18 protein-coding genes are annotated in these 19992 nt (G+C 56.3%); 8 read left to right on the top strand and 10 right to left on the bottom strand.

The window, feature by feature from the left end; all coding sequences use genetic code 11:
• The 3 genes from ACRZ9U_RS10980 to ACRZ9U_RS10970 are packed head-to-tail and all read right to left on the bottom strand — an operon-like array spanning position 1 to position 2304.
• Complete coding sequence (locus ACRZ9U_RS10980; protein WP_170407733.1) at positions 1–921, bottom strand: flavin reductase; 921 nt, start codon at positions 919–921, stop codon at positions 1–3.
• Positions 918–1730: an alpha/beta fold hydrolase gene (locus ACRZ9U_RS10975; protein ID WP_170407730.1), complete on the bottom strand. Its 813-nt coding sequence runs from the start codon at positions 1728–1730 to the stop codon at positions 918–920. The genes ACRZ9U_RS10980 and ACRZ9U_RS10975 overlap by 4 nt, the downstream gene beginning before the upstream one ends.
• Complete coding sequence (locus tag ACRZ9U_RS10970; protein WP_170407727.1) at positions 1702–2304, bottom strand: amino acid synthesis family protein; 603 nt, start codon at positions 2302–2304, stop codon at positions 1702–1704. Before ACRZ9U_RS10970 ends, ACRZ9U_RS10975 begins: the two co-directional genes overlap by 29 nt.
• A gap of 102 nt (positions 2305–2406) precedes the next feature.
• On the opposite strand from ACRZ9U_RS10970, the gene ACRZ9U_RS10965 reads away from it, so the two are divergent.
• Entirely contained in the window at positions 2407–3093 is a 687-nt protein-coding gene (locus ACRZ9U_RS10965; protein WP_170407724.1) for a GntR family transcriptional regulator, read from the top strand.
• Positions 3094–3193: 100 nt separating this feature from the next.
• A complete protein-coding gene (locus tag ACRZ9U_RS10960) occupies positions 3194–4168 on the top strand; it encodes a LysR family transcriptional regulator (RefSeq protein WP_170407721.1) in 975 nt (324 codons plus the stop codon).
• Positions 4169–4182: 14 nt separating this feature from the next.
• On the opposite strand, the gene ACRZ9U_RS10955 is transcribed toward ACRZ9U_RS10960, so the two are convergent.
• Positions 4183–5700: a trimethylamine methyltransferase family protein gene (locus ACRZ9U_RS10955; protein WP_170407718.1), complete on the bottom strand. Its 1518-nt coding sequence runs from the start codon at positions 5698–5700 to the stop codon at positions 4183–4185.
• A 189-nt stretch (positions 5701–5889) separates the two neighbouring features.
• On the opposite strand from ACRZ9U_RS10955, the gene ACRZ9U_RS10950 reads away from it, so the two are divergent.
• A complete protein-coding gene (locus ACRZ9U_RS10950; protein WP_170407715.1) occupies positions 5890–8325 on the top strand; it encodes a GcvT family protein in 2436 nt (811 codons plus the stop codon).
• Positions 8326–8333: 8 nt separating this feature from the next.
• On the opposite strand, the gene ACRZ9U_RS10945 is transcribed toward ACRZ9U_RS10950, so the two are convergent.
• Complete coding sequence (locus ACRZ9U_RS10945) at positions 8334–9251, bottom strand: GlxA family transcriptional regulator (RefSeq protein ID WP_170407712.1); 918 nt, start codon at positions 9249–9251, stop codon at positions 8334–8336.
• 95 nt (positions 9252–9346) lie between these two features.
• On the opposite strand from ACRZ9U_RS10945, the gene ACRZ9U_RS10940 reads away from it, so the two are divergent.
• The 4 genes from ACRZ9U_RS10940 (at position 9347) to ACRZ9U_RS10925 (ending at position 14042) form a co-directional block, all read left to right on the top strand.
• Positions 9347–10507, top strand: a complete 1161-nt coding sequence (locus ACRZ9U_RS10940) for an acyl-CoA dehydrogenase family protein (RefSeq protein ID WP_170407710.1) — start codon at positions 9347–9349, stop codon at positions 10505–10507.
• Between the two features lie 7 nt (positions 10508–10514).
• A complete protein-coding gene (locus ACRZ9U_RS10935) occupies positions 10515–12530 on the top strand; it encodes an acetate--CoA ligase family protein (protein WP_480901821.1) in 2016 nt (671 codons plus the stop codon).
• A 3-nt stretch (positions 12531–12533) separates the two neighbouring features.
• Positions 12534–13313 (top strand): carnitinyl-CoA dehydratase, encoded by a 780-nt coding sequence (locus ACRZ9U_RS10930; protein WP_170407705.1) that lies wholly within the window; start codon positions 12534–12536, stop codon positions 13311–13313.
• 147 nt (positions 13314–13460) lie between these two features.
• Entirely contained in the window at positions 13461–14042 is a 582-nt protein-coding gene (locus ACRZ9U_RS10925; protein ID WP_170407703.1) for an XRE family transcriptional regulator, read from the top strand.
• A 14-nt stretch (positions 14043–14056) separates the two neighbouring features.
• Here ACRZ9U_RS10925 and ACRZ9U_RS10920 read toward each other — a convergent pair whose 3' ends face one another.
• From ACRZ9U_RS10920 to ACRZ9U_RS10910, 3 genes are read right to left on the bottom strand one after another with little or no spacing between them, the layout of a single operon-like run.
• Positions 14057–14854 (bottom strand): metal ABC transporter permease, encoded by a 798-nt coding sequence (locus tag ACRZ9U_RS10920; protein WP_170407700.1) that lies wholly within the window; start codon positions 14852–14854, stop codon positions 14057–14059.
• A complete protein-coding gene (locus tag ACRZ9U_RS10915) occupies positions 14854–15600 on the bottom strand; it encodes a metal ABC transporter ATP-binding protein (RefSeq protein WP_170407697.1) in 747 nt (248 codons plus the stop codon). Before ACRZ9U_RS10915 ends, ACRZ9U_RS10920 begins: the two co-directional genes overlap by 1 nt.
• A gap of 2 nt (positions 15601–15602) precedes the next feature.
• Positions 15603–16115, bottom strand: coding sequence for a Fur family transcriptional regulator (locus tag ACRZ9U_RS10910; RefSeq protein ID WP_170407694.1), 513 nt, complete (start codon positions 16113–16115; stop codon positions 15603–15605).
• Between the two features lie 56 nt (positions 16116–16171).
• On the opposite strand from ACRZ9U_RS10910, the gene ACRZ9U_RS10905 reads away from it, so the two are divergent.
• Positions 16172–17296, top strand: a complete 1125-nt coding sequence (locus ACRZ9U_RS10905) for a metal ABC transporter solute-binding protein, Zn/Mn family (RefSeq protein ID WP_170407690.1) — start codon at positions 16172–16174, stop codon at positions 17294–17296.
• Positions 17297–17631: 335 nt separating this feature from the next.
• Here ACRZ9U_RS10905 and ACRZ9U_RS10900 read toward each other — a convergent pair whose 3' ends face one another.
• Both ACRZ9U_RS10900 and ACRZ9U_RS10895 read right to left on the bottom strand, forming a co-directional pair.
• Positions 17632–18105 (bottom strand): 6TM ABC transporter family protein, encoded by a 474-nt coding sequence (locus tag ACRZ9U_RS10900; protein WP_170407687.1) that lies wholly within the window; start codon positions 18103–18105, stop codon positions 17632–17634.
• Between the two features lie 371 nt (positions 18106–18476).
• Positions 18477–19625, bottom strand: a complete 1149-nt coding sequence (locus tag ACRZ9U_RS10895) for a TolC family protein (RefSeq protein WP_170407685.1) — start codon at positions 19623–19625, stop codon at positions 18477–18479.
• Positions 19626–19992: the final 367 nt, after the last annotated feature.

Raw genomic sequence — 19992 nt, 5'->3', positions numbered from 1 at the left:
TCAGTGACCTCCTCGTGTAATCGGGCGAACCTCGCCGCTGTTCTTGTTTCCGTAGTAAATGCCAAAATCTCCCAGCCGGGATTCCTCGGACAATCGTTCCAGCATGGTTCGGGTCGCCGTGTCGGTTACAGTGCCAAAGGATACGACGTCCAGCGGGACGAAATTACCTTTCTTCGGCTCACCATCTGCGGCCTGACACAGAAACGCGATATGTTGACGCTTTTTCTCAGCATCCTCGTAAACCGAATAAACAAAGCCCGGCTCTGCGGTCAGCCCGGTGGCCTCAATCAATTGTTCCAATGCCGCTGAAACACCTTCTGACCCAACCACTGCCTCGGGCGGTGCAAGCGCGCCGTCACCGGCATCGATCAACAGAACCTCACCTGCGCGTTCGATCAAGGCTGAGACGATCAGGCCGGTGTCCTGCATCAAGGCACCAGCAGCTGTTGATGGTGTTACATAGGCCCCCCTGACATATCCGAGACCGGGTGCCGGAGTATTGTCGAAGGCTTTGACCTCGCCGATCAGGATCACATGATCCCCCGCTTCGACGGTTTTGTGCATAGAGCAGTCAAACCAAGCCGACGACCCATCGATCAACGGCGATCCCGCAGGTCCACGCCGCCACTCGACGCTGGCAAACCGGTCTTCGACGGGCCGGGCAAAGGTATTGGATACCTCGATCTGTGTCTCTGACAGGATATTGACGGCAAACCCGTCAGCGGCAATCAATGCGTCATAGTTCTTTGAACTGTTGGCGAGACAAACCAGCACAAGCGGCGGGTCTAGTGAGACGGATGTGAACGAGTTCGCGGTAAACCCGATCGGGTTACCTTGGGTATCATGCGACGTAACCACGGTGACGCCCGTCATGAACGCTCCAAATGCATTTCGCAGCGTGCGGGGATCGATCGAGGTCATTGCGCAATCCTTTCTTCGGCCGGCTGGCCGAGCCATTCAACCAGATGCGCTGTTACTTCATCGGGTGCTGTCAAGTTCACCATATGTCGGTGGCCTTGGATCACAACGGCCCGACCGTTTTGAACTGCTGCGGCCATAGCTTGTGACATAGCCGGGGTTGAGTTCGAGTCTCCGTCGCCGGTGAGCGCCAGAAACGGGCACGAAATCAGATTCATCTTGCTGGCGTAAGTGGCATCGCCCCGCGCAAAAGCGGAATAGGCGATGGCGTAGCCTCGTTGATCCACAGACCCAAGCCACGACGCCACCTGCGCACGGGCAGCCAGATCACCCGGACTGTCACCAAACCAGCGCGACAACGGCGTTTCCAGATCAACTCGACCCGCGCTGATGTCAGCGGCCCGTTGGATGACTGCGGCGCGGGCTGAGGCATCGCGACAGAAGACGCCGTTCAACATAGCAACACGGCTAGTGATATCGGGGTACTCTGCCGCAAAGCCGACGGCAATCAGTGCCCCCATTGAATGACCGATGATTGCGACCGGAGCCAGATTCAATGCGTCGACAACATCATGCATCCAGCCAACAAAATCCGGCAATTGGCTTCCAGATGGCAGACGGTCACTGCCTCCATGCCCCGGCAGATCAACCGCAACTATACGGCAATGCTGGCTCAGCGTGTCAAACTGAGGGCCCCAGGCCGCAGATTGCATGCCAACGCCATGGATCATAAAGACCGGTTGCCCTTCGCCCGCCTCTCTGAACGCGACTGATCGGCCCGAGTTAGACAGCTGCAGGGTTGTCAACGTCATGACCAAGTTCCTCGATGTCCTGATAGCGATCCCCGATCCGGTGGTGCGGCCGCCCTCCAATCGATGCACCCAGTGCAATCAGAATCTCATCTGCCGCAGGTGCATCTGCGACCGAAGTCTGGATCGTAAGGTAGTGAGAGCGACGACCGCCATCATGTTTGTCCATCAAGGGGATCAGCAGCGGCGCATTGGCAGGGCCGCGCGTATTGCAGAAGGAAAGGTAGGATTTCGCGCCGACTGCTTTGCGATAATGATTGCCAAAATGCAGCGTGTGGATCAGGGCCGACGCATGCTCGACCTCTCCGTTCAAGCCCACAATCGCGGATTTTCCATAGGCTTCGACCCGGTCGCCGCCACCTGAAGCATCCAAAATCATTTTGGTCAGCAACTCCCCCAGTCCAGGGGCGCACTCGCGGATTGCAGGGCCAAGATCCTCGACAAATCCCTGACCAGCCCACGGGTTCCGAATGACAGCCATTGCGGCAATTAGCTTCAGCGGAGTGTCCGCCAACTTACCACCCTCGATTAGAGTGTCTTCGACATGCAGAAGCGTTTTTCGAATTTCGGCGGACATGGTGATTCCTTTGGCAAGCCTTTGGTCGAGAATATGGTATACCATATTACAAAATGTCAATCATACTTGTTCCGGATCCGTACCACAGATATGAAAGCGTCGATGATGAACACCGAATCCACCCTGCAAAAGATCGAAAAAGCACCGCAAACCTTGCGGGATATCGTGCAAGCACGCCTGCGCGAAGCGATCATCGCCGGGCATTTTGCCCCCGGTGAACGGCTTGTTGAACGCCCGCTTTGCGATCAGCTTGGTGTCAGCCGCACCGTCATCCGCGAGACGATCCGGTTTCTGGAAGCCGAAGGTTTGGTTGAGATTATCCCCAACCGTGGGCCAATCGTCTCGACCCTCAGCTGGGACCAAGCGCGGCAAATCTATGACATCCGCTTACAGCTAGAAGGCTCAGCCGCCGCCGCCTGTGCGCAAGCGCATGAGACAGGTTTCGCAAACGATCTGGGCAAGGCATTGAAAGCAGTGGGCGCGGCGCAGAATGACACCGAATGGTCAAATCTGCTACAGGCCACAACTCGCTTCTATGAACTGATTTTTCTAAAGGCTGGGCACAGCATCGCCTGGGATGTCGTGCAACGTCTGAACGGCCGGATCAGCCGCCTGCGGGCCTTGACCCTCGCAGCGCGGAATCGAGAGCGTTCTGGGATGAGCCACATGACTGCCATCCATGATGCCATCCTCAGTGGTGATCCTGCCAAAGCCCGAAAAGCAGTCGAAAGCCATATCGCGGATGCTGCACAGACCGCGCGCGGCTTTTTGGAAAGCTCTGAAACCTGAGTGCTCGGCAATTGAGCCAGAATTCCAAGATTCTGATATCAAAGCTCTCATTATCTGCGTAGATTTGCCGGGAATGCCCTGATCTCACGAAAGCACCGGAATGCCGCGTCAGTCTACTCCGAAAGACCTCAGCCTCAAATGGCTGGAACTGTTTCAGATATGCGCGCAGAAAGGGTCGCTGCAGGCGGCCTCAAAGGAAACAGGGCTGACGATAAGCACCGTTTCCCATCACCTGCGCAATCTCGAAGACCATCTGGGCGTTGAGCTGTTCAACCACACCCGTAGACCCATGGTTCTGACCCCAAAGGGCCGGGTCTTCCTGCGCAATATCGACGATGCGCTGCACCTGATCCGAAAGGCCAAGGCCGAAGCGTCTGCAGGAAGCATCACCGAGGCCAGCTATCTGCGTTTCGGCACGATCGAAGACTTCGACAGCGACATCATTCCAGAGCTGGCGGTCTATCTTTACGCGAATATGCCCGCCTGTGATTTCATGTACCACACGGATTCCAGCCACGCGATTATCGACATGCTGCGCGACAGGCAGTTGGATCTGGGGATTTCCACTACTCCTAGCGAACGAATGCGCGATCTGCAGGATCGCCCCCTTCTGCGCGATCCATTTGTGATCGTTTTGCCTGCGGTGAGTGACAAGTCTTTGCAAGACATTGTTGAGGGTCGAACCAAATTGCCGTTTCTACGATATTCCAGCAATCTGATCATCGCGCGCCAGATCGAGTCCCAATTACGCCGGATGGGGATTTCGTCCTCTCACAGGTTTGAATGCAGCAACAATCAGACGCTGATGTCGATGGTGTCCTCCGGTGCGGGTTGGACCATCACGACGCCGCTGCTGTATTCTCGGGCAAAGCGGTTCCAATCAAAGCTGTGCATGCACCCATTTCCGGGCAAGAGCTTTGCACGCACACTGGCGCTGGTCGCGACGCCGGATTGTTCAAGATCAGTGATTGAGCTTGTGGATGCCAAAACCCGATCATTGATCAATGACCGCATCATTTCCCCACTGCGCGATGATATCCCGTGGCTGACGGATAGTTTCAAACTTATCGAATAGCACTGGATCAGCTTTCAAAGAATGTTGAAGCGATCTCGGATTTGCCGATCCTGTTCGTCTGACAGGTATCTTGGCGTATGGGTCTGCAAAATTTCTTGAGCCCGATGTCGCGCGCGGCTCCAGGCATCTTGCGCTCCGTTTTCTGCCCAAGTCCGGGGCTCATCCCTGTCTGCGAGTGAGGGATAAAAGTAATCCCGTTCCATGGCCGCAAAAGTATGCTGACCACCCAGAAAATGGCCCTCGCCCAGAACTGCTTCGCAGATTGCGTCAAAGCCCAGATTCTCGTGTGTCACCTCTATCCCCCTCAAAGCGCGGTAGGTGTACGAGTGCATCTCATCATCCAACACGAACGCCTCAAAACTTGCACCCAGCAACGAGGCCGTCATGCCTGAGCTTTCATAGATCAGATTACCACCTGCCAGCGCCGCCGCCATTGAGGTCAGTCCCTTTTCCATCCCGTATTGAGCGTCGATCGCCTTGGCATCAGACATCGAACAGGCCACGCCTGAAGGCAGCCCAAGCCAATTTGATAATTGTGCTGATGCTGCATTCAGGACAGCCGTCTCTCCGCTGCCACCTGAGAACGCGCCGGTCCGAAGGTCAATCACCAGTGGCCAATTCGAAAAGACCATAGGAAACCCGGGCTGGATCGCGTGGACCATTACCAGACTCGCAAGGGTTTCTGCCAATGACTGCGCCAGAAAACCAGCCAAGGTCGCCGGTGCAGTCGCGCCGGCCTGAGCAGCGGTGATGCAAGAAATCGGAATATTGTGTTCGATGCAGGCGTAGACCACATCCACCGCGTCTTCACCGTAGCGCATCGGCGAGATCACCGGGCTTATATGTGCTTTCATGAACGGGCGTTTTGCGAATTCACCGGGTCCCCCGGCTGCGATATCCAATATCTCAACAATTGGCGCAACGTGCTGCGCCAATGTAAAAGACGTCGCGGTGGGCTTGGAGGTATTCTTCAACAGCGCGTAGACGGTGTTCACATCCAGATCGAAGGTTTCCTCCAGATCGGTTGCAACGCAACAGCGGGTGAACCAGCTGACATTTGGCAAGACATCCTGAAGACGCGTGAAATCATGCAAGTCCTGCAAGGTCGAAGGCCGATAGTGACCACTGCGCAGATCAAGCGTCTGAACCGCCGCCCCTCCGGTTCCGAAATAGACGCGATTACCGCCAACTTCGATGGATCGGGCTGGATCACGCCCGTGCAGAACGAAGGTCTTGGCGGCCTGATCAATCGCCTGTTCCACAAGTTGAGGCGAAAAAAGTATCCTCCCCTCCCCGCTATCTTGCGCCCCAACCGCCAACAAATCAGAACGCAAACGATCCGGCACCTCGCCGATCCCCAGCTTCTCAAGAAGATCCAGAGCTGTGTTGTAAATCCGCTCAAGCTCAACCCCAGTCAAGGGTTTGTAAGCGCCTCCCGGTTGACCTGGTGGACAGGGGTCGAGCGCAGGCTTTTCAGCCCGCTGTTCGATACGTCCTTTTCGACCGGACCTTTTCGCCTGCGGCGCAGCCATTTGTGATCCTCCAACCGCATCAGGTTGATCAATTCAACTAAACGTCTAAAGCCAATTTCAACCGCATTCGAATTACTACGAGTTAATGAGCTTTTATTTTCGATTTTTTACGTAACAATATCCAACCGCTTGTGAACCAACTGACAGAACAGGCTAATCCCCAAAAGACTACTTACCGGAGGGTCCTTGATGAAATCGCGCACTAAAGTGGTCGTCATTGGCGGCGGTATCGCCGGCTGCTCGACTCTGTATCACTTGACCCGTGAAGGTTGGACCGATGTGGTGCTGGTCGAGCGCGATGAGTTGACCAGCGGCACAACTTGGCATTCGGCCGCGCAGGTGACCAATTTTGGCATGAACCAGACCATGGTTGGTCTGAAGACCCACTCGATCAACCTGTACAAGGAACTGGCCGAGGATCCAGACTATCCTATCAACTACCATCACGGTGACGGTGGCATCCGGCTTGCAAATACGCCTGAGCAGATGCAGGGGTACCACCATTTTGCGTCTATGGCGCGCGGAATGGATGTGCATTTCGAGGTCATAGATGCAGAGGAATGCGCCCGCCGGCACCCGTTGATTTCCACCGACAACCTTCTCGGTGGGCTATGGGATCCGCTAGATGGCGACATCGATCCGGCTCAACTGTGCCAAGCTCTGGCACGCCGTGCGCGCAAAGCCGGGGCCGAGGTGTATCGCAATACTCCGGTCACAGGACTGACACAGCACAAGGACGATACCTGGACGGTTCACACGGAACACGGCAATATTGACTGCGATATCGTAGTTAATGCTTGTGGTTATCGGGTAAACGAAGTGGGCGCGATGATGGGCGTGCACCACCCTGTCGCTTCGATGGAGCATCAGTATTTTCTGACAGAAGAAATCGCAACGATCCGCGACGCAGGCCATCGGATGCCCCTGCTGCGCTGTCCGATCAGCGACTATTATTGTCGGCAGGAGAAGAACGGCTTGCTGGTCGGCTTCTACGAGCAGGATTGCAAAACCTGGGGCATGGACGGGATCGATCCGAATTTTGTGAACGCGCTGTGCCCTGACGATCTGGACCGCGTGACGGATGTGCTGGAAGGTGCCTTCGCACGCATGCCTGCACTGATGGATGTCGGCATTCATACAGTGGTGAATGGTCCGATCACCTACACAATTGACGGTGCACCTTTGGTCGGGCCAATCCCAGGAAAGCGCAATGCTTTCTGCATCATCGGCCTACGCGCAGGTCTAGGTGAAGGAGGAGGCCACGGCTGGCTGCTGGCCCAACAGATCGTTCACGGCGAGGCCTGCTATGAAACGTGGTGCCTTGATCCGCGTCGGTTTACCGGCCACACAAATGTGGAGCTGACCGCGCTGAAAGCCATCGAAGATTACCAGAATGAATTCCGCTTTCATTTCCCGCACGAACACCGGCCTGCCGGTCGCCCCGCCAAAACCACACCGCTGACCCCGATCCTCGCAGCAGAAGGGGCTGAATTTACAGTGGTCAACGGTTGGGAGCGGGTCGACTACATCAAGCCTGCACCAGATTTTCACCCAACGCTGAGTTTCAGTTTTGATGAGACCTTTGACGTCGTGGCAGCGGAAATCAGAAACCTTCAAGAAAATGTCGGACTGGCCGAAGTGAACGGCTTCAACCGGCTGGAAATCACTGGAACCGATCGGCATCGGTTTCTGGATCGGATGATGTGCGGCGCGGTGACAAAACGCGACGGGCGGGTCGGCCTTGGTTATCTGCTGAACCACCACGGGATGGTCAAAGCCGAGGCCACCATCGCCAACCTTCCCGCGAGTGATCGCGGCCCGGCACGGGTCTGGTACGGGTCCGCCGCCGCCAGCGAATACCATGATATGGACTGGCTAAAGGCGCATCTGCATGATGGCGAAGATGTGCAAATCCGCTCACTCACCAATGATCAGACAATATTAGTGCTGGCCGGACCCAAATCGCGCGACGTGCTGTCCGCTTGTGCTCGAGGAGACTGGTCGCGAGAAGCTTTTCCCTGGCTGTCAGTTCACGAGTGCTTTGTCGGGTTCGCGCCAGCAACTGTATTGAATATCAGCTTCTCAGGGGAACCGGCCTACGAGATACATGTCCCGAACGCCTCACTATACGCGGCCTATCTGGCGCTCAGAAAAGCTGGCGAGACGCATGACTTGAAATTATTTGGTGCTCGCGCCGTCGAGTCCATGCGGATGGAGAAAGGGTTCTTGCACTGGAAAGCCGATCTGCTCACAGAGTTCGACCCGTTTGAGACCGGTTTGGATCGGTTTGTGAAACTGACCAAAGGCGATTTCATTGGCCGAAACGCGTTGCAGAGACGCCTTGAGAACGGGCCTCAAAAGAAACTGGTAAGCCTGAAAATCGATACAACCAAAGCACCGGCGCATGGTGGAGCCTCCCTGATGTTGGACGACATGGTTATTGGCACAATCACGTCAGGTGACTGGGGCCACAGAACAGGGCTAAACCTTGCTTACGGCTTTGTGAATCCGGAATTTTCCGAACCCGGCAGCCGAATGCAACTTGACCTGTGCGGAGAATTGATCGCGGCCGAGGTGATTGCGCCGTCCCCGTATGACCCGGACCTCTCACGCGTGCGAGGCTAATCCCAAAGTTACTCCCCGTTTCGATAGGCAGTTGGTGTCTGCCCGAATTGCATCCGGAACGCCCGCGTCATTGCGCTTGGGTTCTCATACCCGCAGCGGCTGGCGATCTCGGCCACGGACTGCTGGGTCTCGACCGCAAGTTTACGCGCCAAATTCAGACGCAGGCGACGATAGAGCGCCTGCGGTGTTACACCCAGCTCGGACAAAACCCGGGTCTCAATCTTCTTTTGAGAGCACCCGAGCTGACGAGCGATATCCTTTATCATTACTGGCGCATCCAACGTGCCCTGCATGACGCCCAGCACCCGGTTCACCAGCCTGTCTTCGGATTTCATCTGTGTTGAAGCAGCACTTGGTTCACCACGGTTCATCAGAAGATGCGCCACCTCCATCGACAACAGCGGCCCGTGATCCGCAAGAATCAGCGCAGTCGCCAGATCATAAGCAGCCATCGCGCCCGAACAGGTGATCCGGTTCCGGTCGATCACAAAACGTTCCTGCACGACCTCGACATCGGTAAAAGTTTCTTCGAACCGGGAAAGTTCATCCCAGTGAATGGTCGCGCGATGCCCTTCCAACAGTCCCGCACGCGCGAGCAACCAACTCCCTGTGTCCAGACCAGCCAAATTGCGATGACGGGTTGCGGCCCTGCACAAAGCGCGATGAGTATCGGGAACCGAGTGTTCCAGATACCCATAAGACGGCATGACAACCAAAGCATAACCAGCCTCGATCCCCATCGCTCCATGCGGCGCGACCTGCAACCCGCTGGAACTTTGGACAGGCGCACCATGGGGTGAATAGAACTGCCAGGCATAGAGATCCTGCCCCGCCAAAGTGTTCGCCGCGCGCAGAGGCTCGACCATGTTGGCGAGGCAAAGGTTCGAGAACCCGTTGAACAGCAAAAAGTTATATATCTGTGTCAAATTTTTCTAACTCGGCATGATATCGTACGATTACTGCATGTCATCGTGTCAGGCAATTACGTTTCATCGCCAATCAGACATCAGGGGAACGCGTCATGCAATTTGGCTTAACCGAAGAACAAGAAATGATCGTCTCAACAGTGCGGAGCTTTGTTGAGAACGAGATTTACCCCCACGAAGCTGAGGTCGAGCGCACCGGACAGGTGCCACATGAGCTGGGCGAAGAAATCAAGCGGAAATGCATCGAACTGGGATTTTATGCCTGTAACTTCCCCGAAGAAGTCGGTGGCGCAGGTCTCTCGCATCTTGATTTCACTCTTGTCGAACGCGAGCTCGGCCGAGGTTCGATGGCATTGACCCATTTCTTCGGTCGCCCGCAGAATATCCTGATGGCCTGCAACGCCGACCAGCGTGAACGCTATTTGTTGCCTGCCGTGCGTGGCGAAAAGATGGATGCTCTGGCTATGACCGAACCTGACGCGGGGTCAGATGTTCGGGGCATGAAATGTCAGGCCGTTCGCGATGGCGGTGACTGGGTCGTCCACGGTTCGAAACACTTCATCTCGGGCGCGGAGCACGCGGATTTCTTCATCGTATTCATCGCAACAGGTGTAGATGAAACTCCGAAAGGCCCTAAAAAGCGGATCACTACATTCCTCGTAGATCGTGGTACGCCGGGTTTTGAAGTGCGCGAGGGGTATAATTCAGTCAGCCACAAAGGCTATAAGAACTATATCCTGTATTTTGACAATTGCCGTTTGCCCGACGCACAGGTTTTGGGCGAGGTCGATGGCGGTTTCGCCGTGATGAACGAGTGGCTCTATGCAACGCGCCTGACTGTTGCTGCTTTTTCGGTCGGGCGCGCGCGGCGCTGTTTTGATTACGCACTGAACTACGCGGCTGAGCGCAAGCAATTCGGCCAGCCGATCGGCAAGTTTCAGGGTGTCGGCTTTCAGATCGCCGACATGATCACCGAGATCGACGCTGCTGACTGGCTGACGCTCGCGGCCGCATGGCGTCTGGATCAGGACTTGCCCTCAAACCGCGAGATCGCCTCGGCCAAGCTTTATGCTTCGGAAATGCTGGCTAAGGTCACGGATACGACGCTGCAAATCTATGGTGGCATGGGTCTGATGGACGACTTCCCGATCGAACGGTTCTGGCGGGATGCGCGCGTAGAACGTATCTGGGATGGTACGAGCGAAATCCAGCGGCATATCATCAGTCGTGATCTGCTGCGGCCTCTGGGTGCCTGAGGCCCGAATGAGCAAGGATATCTCCCGTCTTCTACGCCCGGAATCCATCGCGGTGATCGGCGGCGGTGCGTGGTGCCAGCAGGTTATCCTGCAGTCGGAACGCATGGGCTACGCAGGGAAAATCTGGCCTGTCCATCCCAAGGCGGATGAAATTGCCGGGCACAAGGCCTACGCACGGATTGAGGACCTGCCATCGTCCCCGGACGCGGCCTTTGTTGGCATCAACCGTCACGCCACCGTTGAGGCCGTTCAGGTTCTGTCAGACATGGGCAGCGGCGGCGCAGTTTGCTTTGCCTCTGGCTTCTCGGAAGCTGCAGCCGAGGATCAGGCAGGAGGAGATCTGCAATCAGAGTTGATCAATGCAGCAGGCAGCATGCCTATTCTTGGGCCAAACTGCTATGGCTTTATCAATGCGCTTGATGGTGCGCTATTGTGGCCCGATCAGCATGGAGCCGCTCGGGTAGATCGAGGCGTTGCCATTCTGACCCAGAGCTCCAACATCTCGATCAACCTGACTATGCAGAAACGAGCTCTGCCGATTGCCTATATGGTGACTTGCGGGAACATGGCGCAGACCAGTCAGGCTGAGATCGCCATGTCGCTGATCGATGATCCACGGGTCACTGCCGTCGGTTTACATATCGAGGGTTTCAAGGATATCCGCGAATGGGAGGCCCTTGCTGCCAAGGCACATCGGAAAGGCGTGCCTCTGATCGCACTTAAGGTGGGCGCATCCGAACAGGCGCAGGCAGCAACAGTTTCTCATACCGCCTCACTGGCTGGGAGCGATGCGGGTGCGCAGGCTTTGCTAAACCGGCTGGGCATCCCGCGCCTGTCCTCGCTGCCCGAGTTTCTGGAAACCCTGAAATTGTTGCATTGTTATGGGCCTTTGCCGGGGGGCAACATTGCTTCGATCAGCTGCTCGGGCGGCGAGGCCAGCCTGATCGCAGATATAGCGATCGGCACTGGCCTCAGATTTCCAGGACTGTCCAGAGATAAGCAAACTCGATTGCGCGATGCGCTTGGTCCGATGGTCGCACTAAGCAATCCACTCGATTACCACACCTATATCTGGCGCGATGAAGAGGCGATGGCGAACGCTTGGGCCGGAATGACTGGCGACGACATAGATCTGACATTCACGATCGTTGATTACCCGACCACCGACCCGACGGATTGGGCCGCCGCCACGCGTACAGCACAAAAAGTGCGGGCAGATACGGGTGCGCGTTTTGCCGTGGTTTCTACCCTGCCCGAATTGCTACCTGAAGATGTAGCACAAACCCTAATGGAGGCCGGTGTGGTACCCTTCATGGGTCTCCGCGAAGCCCTTTCTGCCACGCGCGCGGCGGGTCAGGTCGCCGCACCTGCAAGCGCGCCAGTCTGCTTGCCGGGTACGTCTGATGTCACGCATACGCTGTTCGAAGCCGAGGCCAAGCAAGCTCTGGCTGCCCATGGTTTGCGCATCCCTCGGAACAGGTCCGTTCGTGGCGCAAAGGAAGCCCTCAGCGCGGCGCAAGAAATGGAAGCGCCATTTGCTGTCAAAGGCGTCGGCCTTGCCCACAAGTCCGAACATTCCGCTGTACGATTGAGGGTTCAGGCTGCCGATGTGACAGGTGTGGCAGCGGATATTGGAACTGATGAGATTCTGATCGAAGAGATGATCACAGGTGCGGTGGCTGAAATCCTCGTCGGTGTGGTGCGGGACCCTGCCCATGGCTTTGTGCTGACAATAGGGGCCGGTGGTGTCTTGACCGAAATATTGCGCGATACCACCTCTCTTCTGGTCCCGGCAACATCCGACAGTATTCGCGCTGCTCTCGGCGAACTAAAGATCGCGTCATTGCTGGCAGGCTATCGCGGCCAACCAGCGGCTGATATGGATGAAATCGTTGCCGCCATTCAGGCCGTTCAAGACTATGTAATGCAAAATGCCGAAACGCTCGGCGAGGTCGAAATCAACCCGCTTCTCTGCACGCCCACCCGGGCGGTGGCGGTGGATGCGCTTATCAGAAAGGCCTGAGAAATGGACCCGATCAAGACCCGCCGTGACGGCGCAATTCTCGAAGTGACGCTGGATCGGCCAAAAGCCAATGCGATCGATCTGGCAACCAGCCGCATCATGGGGCAGGTATTTGCCGAGTTTCGCGATGATCCCGAACTGCGCGTCGCGATCTTGACCGGAGCAGGTGACAAATTCTTTTGCCCTGGCTGGGACCTGAAGGCAGCCGCCGAAGGCGATGCCGTAGATGGAGATTATGGTGTCGGTGGCTTTGGCGGTTTGCAGGAGTTACGCGATCTGAACAAACCGGTCATCGCGGCCATCAATGGTATTGCCTGTGGTGGCGGGCTCGAGCTTGCGATTTCAGCCGATATGATCCTGGCCGCTGAACACGCAACTTTTGCCCTGCCTGAGATTCGATCCGGAACCGTTGCAGATGCGGCGAGCGTCAAGCTACCCAAACGCATTCCCTACCACATCGCGATGGAGCTATTGCTGACTGGACGCTGGTTCGATGCCGAAGAAGGTCAGCGTTGGGGCTTGGTCAATGAAGTCCTGCCTGCCGATCAACTGATGGATCGTGCCTGGGAATTGGCGCGTCTGCTCGCCTCGGGTCCTCCGCTGGTTTATGCTGCGATCAAAGAGGTCGTGCGCGAAGCTGAAGACAGCAAATTTCAGGACGCCATGAACCGCATCACCAAGCGCCAGCTGCGCACCGTCGATATCCTCTATTCCAGCGAGGATCAGCTTGAAGGCGCAAAAGCCTTCGCTGAAAAGCGTGATCCGGTCTGGAAAGGAAAATAAGTTCAAAACACCGCTGCCTTCATCGCATTGGCGCAGTTTTGCGCCAATCGCTCAGCTAAGCTTGTTTTTTGTCAGAACACACTTTTACTATCCTGCAATTCAGGCCACAGCTACTTTAACTGGAAGAAGGAATGTCAAAGCGGCCCGATGCAGGACAAGAAAACAGAACCAGAACTTGAGATCGGGCGAACCCTGCAGCGTTTGCGACAGGAACGTCAGCTCACGGTGACCGAACTTGCTGCGCAGTCAAAGGTTTCCGCGCCCATGATCAGCCGAATCGAAAATGGTCATGTGTCGCCGTCCCTTAGTACCTTACACGCGTTGGCAGATGCACTATCTGTCTCTCTGATGGCGATGTTCAGCCATACCGACACGACCTCGGATGTGCATCACGTTCAGGCGGGAACCGGATTGCCGTCGCGGCGTATCACACCAGACCATGCCCATGACTATCTACTGCTCGGCAAACACAGCGGGCCTAGCGGGTCATTCCAATCCGCACGCATCCGCATCTCAAAACAAGACCAACGCAAGTTGCCTAACTATCAGCACGAAGGCTACGTCTTCATCTACATGATTGAAGGCAGCGCCATCTATGGCTGTGGGACCGAAGAGTTCGAGATTTCAGAAGGTGACACGCTCAGCTTCGACGCCAAGCTCCCACATGGGGTGCGGGACATCCTGTCAGACGAAATTGAATTCGTGACCGTGTCGACGCGACCGCATTGATCTTTGCAGATGCCCTAGGTTCCACGCCGCGTTTGCCATCCGATCAGGCTGAAACACGCAAACACTACTGCAGCAACACAAACAATGGATGGCCCTGCAGGCGTATCAAATATGTAAGCAGCCCGTAGCCCGGCGATTGCGGAAAATGCACCAATCGCCGCCGCAATCAAAGCCATCGCTTCCGGTGATCTGGCCAGACTGCGCGCAGCCGCCGCCGGGATGATCAGCATTGCAGCAATCAAAAGAACACCTACGACCTTTATCGCCACGGCCACTGTAACTGCCAGAGACAGCGTCAGGATCAACTGCTCTCGCTTGGGGTCAAAGCCGCTGGCATAGGCCAACTCTTCATTCATGGTCGCCGTCAAAAGCTGCGACCAGCGCCATACGATCAGGGCCACGACAAGCGCTGCGCCCCCCCAGATCACAACCAGATCGGTGCGTGACACGGCCAGAATATCACCGAAGAGATAGGCCATCAGGTCGATGCGAACACCGGACAGGAACGATACGGCGACTAGACCGAAGGCAAGTGCAGAATGTGCTAGAACACCCAGCAGTGTATCCATCGCGTAGCCACGTCCGGACAACAGTGTCACGGTAAGTGCCATTGCAAGCGCAACAGCTAGCGCCCCAGTAAAGATGGACAGCTGAAACGTCAGCGACAAAGCGACACCCAGGATTGCCGCATGGGCGGTGGCATCCCCGAAATAGGCCATTCGACGCCAGACAACAAAACACCCCAGTGGTGCCGCAGCAAAAGCAACGCCAACACCTGCAAGCGTCGCGCGCGTCATGAAATCATCCAGCATTATTCTGCGGCTTCCTGAGAGGTTTCACAGTGACCGTGATCGTGATCATGGTCGTGATCATGGCGATAGAGGGCCAGTGCGCCTCCGGTACCCGTTCCGAACAGGGCCCGATATTCCGGGGCCGAAGCTACGACTGCGGGGGACCCTTGGCAGCATACATGACCATTGAGGCAGATCACCCTGTCCGACGCGCTCATGACCACGTGCAATTCATGGCTGATCATCAGTATGGCGCATCCGGTTTCACGCCGGACCTCCTCGATCTGACGATAAAACGCCGCAGACCCCGGTTGGTCGAGACCCTGAGTGGCTTCGTCCAAAAGCAGAACGTCGGGCCGATTGATCAACGCCCGCGCCAGCAAGACGCGCTGAAACTGTCCGCCTGACAATTGCGACATTTGGCGCTTTAGCAGATCCGGCACCCCAGCAGTTTCAAGCGCTTCTGTACATTGAAGCCTAGAGACACGATCCGTCAGACGCATGAATCTTTCGACTGATATCGGCAGGGTCGGATCAATGTGCAGTTTTTGGGGGACATACCCGATTTTTAGCCCAGGCTTCAGCGTAACCTTACCTTCTGCAGGCTTGGTCGCGCCAATGACGGCACGCAACAGGCTGGTCTTTCCCGATCCGTTTGGACCAACGATCGTCACGATTTCACCAGCCTCGATCGTCATGCCGACATGGCGCAGAACGGTATTCGCGCCATAACGCACGCTGAGGTTCTCAACGGTGATCAGGGTCATGTCTACGCCTTTTCGGTGCAGTCTGGGCAGAGTCCCTCGGCTTCTACAACGGTTCGCTCGATTTCGAAACCCGCCGCGCGCGCAGCTGCGCCGAGGACGCCTTTGGATGGCGCCGACTGGGCCTCGGCAACAGCATCGCACTTTCTACAGATCATGAAAGCCGGGGAATGCGACGCTCCTGGATGAGAACAGGCCACAAAGGCGTTCAAACGTTCGATCTTGTGGACGAACCCGTTCTGGACAAGAAAATCAAGCGCGCGATAAGCCACCGGCGGCTGAGAGCCAAAACCGGCTTCGCGCAAACGGTCCAGAATAGCGTATGCCCCGAGCGACTTGTGGTCTTGCAACAGCATTTCAAGAACTTTTCGCCGCACAGGGGTTAGCCGCAACCCTTCTTCCCTGCACCGTGCATCCGCTGTGGCCAACGCCGTTTCGACGCAATTCTTGTGATCATGCTCCTGAAATCCTACCGGCGCATCTTCACCAACCGAAATGGGGTGCATCTCACTTGTCATGTTATACCATATCATATATGCCGCTCGTAACGTTATAAAATCACACAGAGGGTCTGATGTCCAGAAAGCTGCTCCCACTATCGATTACCGCTGCATTGATGGGCGGAACCGCCATGGCGGATGCACCCAAGGTTGCGGTTGACATCGCACCCGTTCACTCACTCGTGGCCCGGGTGATGGAGGGGGTAGGAACGCCTGAATTGATAGTGCAGCCCGGTGCCTCGCCACACGAATATAACCTTCGTCCGTCAGAAGCAGCCGCACTGCAAGAGGCAGATCTGGTATTCTGGATTGGCGAGGACCTGACCCCGTGGATGGAAGGCGCAGTCGAGACGCTCAGCGACGGGGCGACTGTTACGGCGTTGCTTGAGTCGGACGGAACGGTTCTGCTCGATTTCCGTGAAAGTGCTTTGTTCGAAGCGCATGACCATGGCGACGACGAAGATCATGGGGATGACGATCATGACGATCACGACCATGCTGAGGATGATGGTCATGATCACGACGACCACGACGATCATGCAAAAGACGATGACAACGATCACGAGGATCATGCCGAGGACAAAGAGCATGATGATCATAATCATGACGAAGAGCATGCGGATGAGCATGACCACGATGATCATGAGGACCACGCCGGACATGACGACCATGAGGGCCACGCGCATGGCGAACATGATCCGCACGCCTGGCTCTCTCCGGTCAACGCAGAAATCTGGCTGAAAACGATCGCGGCGCAGCTTTCTTCGGCTGACCCAGACAACGCAGGTGCTTATTTTGCAAATGCGGCAGCTGCGCGTGAAGAAATGGCTGCTTTGTCAGCGGAAGTGGCCGAAACGCTGGCGCCGGTCAAAGGTGGCAGCTTCATCGTGTTCCACGATGCCTATCAATATTTCGAAGATGCCTTTGGCTTCCCGGCCTCGGGTGCAATTTCCCTCAGCGATGCGACCGATCCAAGCCCGGCAAGGATCGCCGAAATTCAGGGGCGTATCCGCGACGAAGGTGTGGATTGTGTCATGGCTGAACCCCAGTTCAACCCCGGAATTGTCGCAACCGTTCTCGACGGCACCGAAGCCAAAACCGGCATCATGGACCCGCTGGGATCTGATCTGGAACCCGGAGTAAATCTGTACCCGCAACTCATCCGCAATCTGGCCAAAACACTGTCTGAGTGCCTTTGACTCAATCAACAGCCTGGTTGGGAGTTGGTTCCGGCCAGGCTGAAATCTGACAGAGTTTTCCGCTCTTCGCTCCGACAAAGTCATCAGTATTCGGCTACCGGCCTCTCTAAGCTGCCCAATTTGGCGGCTAAGCTGCCGGCGCAAGTCAATCATCGCCAGCGAACTTTCGATGCCGCGCTCGACCAGAGGTTGGGTCACGCCAATCTATTCCTCCAGAAACGCCGCCTCCACACCTGTACGGTCGGGAAGATCAAATTCTTGTCCGGATATCTGAGCCTCAAGTCTCGCGCGCGACGCGATCGCAATCGCCTGTCGCGGCCTGCCAATGGCCTAGATCACGCCACGAATACGAAAGGGAAGGGCAGATCGACCAAAGCAACCAGCGAGGCAGACGTAAAGAAATCCCTCACGACCTTTAAATCCCGAAGGATCGAGGCCATGCGTCCATTCTGCCCGCCCCGGGCTTTCATTATAAGCGCCATCAACTGATTGAACAGCCGCTCGGTGATCTTCAGGTCCGCCCGTTTTCCCGCTGTATCGATGAACCGTGTCCGCAGGTTCTTGATCAGGAAATCGAACAACAGTGCAAGGCCAACCCCGACGACCAGAGCCAACAAGCTATCAACCACTTCGTTTGGCAGAATGGGGTCATGAACGACCATGGTGAACCGCGACGTCACCAGCCCAAGCACGCTTGTCACCATCGCGGCCAATAGGATCTGAATGTAGACCCCGCGCAGATCGCTGAACGCGGACCAAAACCGATGACCTTGCGGCCTAAACGATTCTCGCTCCAGCGGCGCGAGCATTATGCGCGCAATATCCAGCGCGTCTTGCGCAGTCGTGTTTCCTGTCGCCGCCAGATCTGAGGTTCGCTGAGTCCGCTGCTGGCATCGATCGCAAGAAAGCGTCGGTGTCTTCTCGATCCAGAACCACTAAAGGTTGAACATCTGGGGCAAACGCCAGGACCAGAAACAAGTTCAGGTCCAGTTTCAGTAACCGCGCTTTCCCAAAACCTGACTGTAGCCCACCGCTTCCACTGCGCTGACCGCCTAGGCGACTTCATTGCCCTAGAACACCCGAAAGATATCCACCTCGGACAACCCAAGACCCAAATGCTCTGTCAGAAGTCGGAGGTGCGTATTCAGCGGGTTAGTCGCAGTCGGGTTCACGACGGATATCACAAGGTTGGATCGGTCGGCTGTGCAACACCCAACGCGTCCAGGATATCGCCCGTGACCGCCAGCACGGCATATTCTGCACGACGTGCCTGAGCCTCAAGCTGGATCACCCGAACCTGCGCAAGATTCAACTCGCGCAACGCATCCAATATCTGTACCAGCGTGCTGCGCCCGATATCAAACTGTCCACGAGCTGCATCCAGCGCTTGCTCATTGATCTCGACAGCGCGCCGGGCCGTGGCGAGCCGTCGCTGGATTGAATTGGTCTCTTCCAAGGCCTGGGAGAGACTACGTTGTAACTCGCGCCGCAATTCTTCTTCATCAGCCTGGCTTTGTTGAAGATTCGCCCTTGCGGTTTCGACATTGGCGCGCGCCGATCCCCCTTGGTAAATCGGGACCGTTACACCCAATCGGGCCTGCACACCGTCGTCGATACTGCCCTGGTCGAAATCTGTCTCAAGAATCGCAGAGAGCGTTGGGCGGGTCGCTCGTTCAGCAACCACAACCTCTTGCGCACGCACTTGACTGAAGGCGACCTGAGTACGCAGACGCGGGCTGCGTGCAACCATTTGCTGTGAGGTGGCCGCTGCCAGAATGGGTGCGGGGGGGATGGTCGGAATAGCACCGGGTCGCGTTCCGAAGACTTCGACCCATGTTGCCGTCGCCAGTTCCACATCCGTCTGAGCCTGCGCTAATTCTGTCTCGGCATTAGACTTCCGCCCATGCCCCGCCAGCAAATCCGCCACCGACCCCGCCCCGGCATCAAAACGGGACTGGAGGTCGCTGACCAAAACGTCCGTACGATCCAGATTCTGCTGGGCTTGTTCTTCGAGGCGGCGATTTCGATCCAGATCAATTATGGTTTCGATGGCCTCGAAGCTCAGCGCGCTCAGCTCTGACAATTCGTTTAACCAGGTCTGCCGGGCTTCAATCTGACGCAAACCCACACGACCCGAGACTTTGCCACCATCATAGATGATCTGGCTAAGCCGCAGGATCGGTACTGTATCCCCATCGGACGTCAGGGATGTCTCGGCCTCGATCTGCGGCAGGAACGCGCCTTGCTCGGCATCAATGCGGGATTTCGAAGCCAGAACGCTGGCGGCTCCGGCTGCGGTGGTGGGCGATGTCGCAACAGACCTTCGCACCAACTCAGCGAATTCAGTGCGTGCGACATTTCCCTTCAGATTATTCCCCCCCGATAAGGGGGCGAGGGCTGGTGTCGCCCCGGGATCAAAGGACTTGGTTCCCTGTAAATCCTGACTGCAGCCCGCCAAAATAATAGTGGCTATCACAACCGACAACCATGCCCTCATCCCGCCAAAGCTCCTGATTTCAACTCTGAGATAAGCAACAAATTTCCAGTCAGTTAATCGTGGAACTTGCTGCCCGCATTTTGCGTTACAGGAGAAAGTGCGGTAAAAAAGTAACCATATTCTTTACGAGTTTAATGTTCTGGCACGACATCAGATTATCAAGATGCGGGTCCAGAAAAATCAAGCGGAGCAAGGGCGC

It is taken from the genome of Ruegeria sp. D7, from assembly GCF_056534355.1.
This window is presented reverse-complemented; position numbering and strand designations above follow the sequence as displayed.

Coding starts and splice junctions, on each gene's coding strand:
- ACRZ9U_RS10935 (WP_480901821.1), top strand. CDS start 10,515: ATGAGCAAGGATATCTCCCGTCTTCTACGCCCGGAATCCATCGCGGTG.
- ACRZ9U_RS10965 (WP_170407724.1), top strand. CDS start 2,407: ATGATGAACACCGAATCCACCCTGCAAAAGATCGAAAAAGCACCGCAA.
- ACRZ9U_RS10920 (WP_170407700.1), bottom strand. CDS start 14,854: ATGCTGGATGATTTCATGACGCGCGCGACGCTTGCAGGTGTTGGCGTT.
- ACRZ9U_RS10915 (WP_170407697.1), bottom strand. CDS start 15,600: ATGACCCTGATCACCGTTGAGAACCTCAGCGTGCGTTATGGCGCGAAT.
- ACRZ9U_RS10925 (WP_170407703.1), top strand. CDS start 13,461: ATGCAGGACAAGAAAACAGAACCAGAACTTGAGATCGGGCGAACCCTG.
- ACRZ9U_RS10940 (WP_170407710.1), top strand. CDS start 9,347: ATGCAATTTGGCTTAACCGAAGAACAAGAAATGATCGTCTCAACAGTG.
- ACRZ9U_RS10975 (WP_170407730.1), bottom strand. CDS start 1,730: ATGACGTTGACAACCCTGCAGCTGTCTAACTCGGGCCGATCAGTCGCG.
- ACRZ9U_RS10905 (WP_170407690.1), top strand. CDS start 16,172: ATGTCCAGAAAGCTGCTCCCACTATCGATTACCGCTGCATTGATGGGC.
- ACRZ9U_RS10970 (WP_170407727.1), bottom strand. CDS start 2,304: ATGTCCGCCGAAATTCGAAAAACGCTTCTGCATGTCGAAGACACTCTA.
- ACRZ9U_RS10950 (WP_170407715.1), top strand. CDS start 5,890: ATGAAATCGCGCACTAAAGTGGTCGTCATTGGCGGCGGTATCGCCGGC.
- ACRZ9U_RS10955 (WP_170407718.1), bottom strand. CDS start 5,700: ATGGCTGCGCCGCAGGCGAAAAGGTCCGGTCGAAAAGGACGTATCGAA.
- ACRZ9U_RS10980 (WP_170407733.1), bottom strand. CDS start 921: ATGACCTCGATCGATCCCCGCACGCTGCGAAATGCATTTGGAGCGTTC.
- ACRZ9U_RS10900 (WP_170407687.1), bottom strand. CDS start 18,105: ATGCTCGCGCCGCTGGAGCGAGAATCGTTTAGGCCGCAAGGTCATCGG.
- ACRZ9U_RS10910 (WP_170407694.1), bottom strand. CDS start 16,115: ATGACAAGTGAGATGCACCCCATTTCGGTTGGTGAAGATGCGCCGGTA.
- ACRZ9U_RS10960 (WP_170407721.1), top strand. CDS start 3,194: ATGCCGCGTCAGTCTACTCCGAAAGACCTCAGCCTCAAATGGCTGGAA.
- ACRZ9U_RS10930 (WP_170407705.1), top strand. CDS start 12,534: ATGGACCCGATCAAGACCCGCCGTGACGGCGCAATTCTCGAAGTGACG.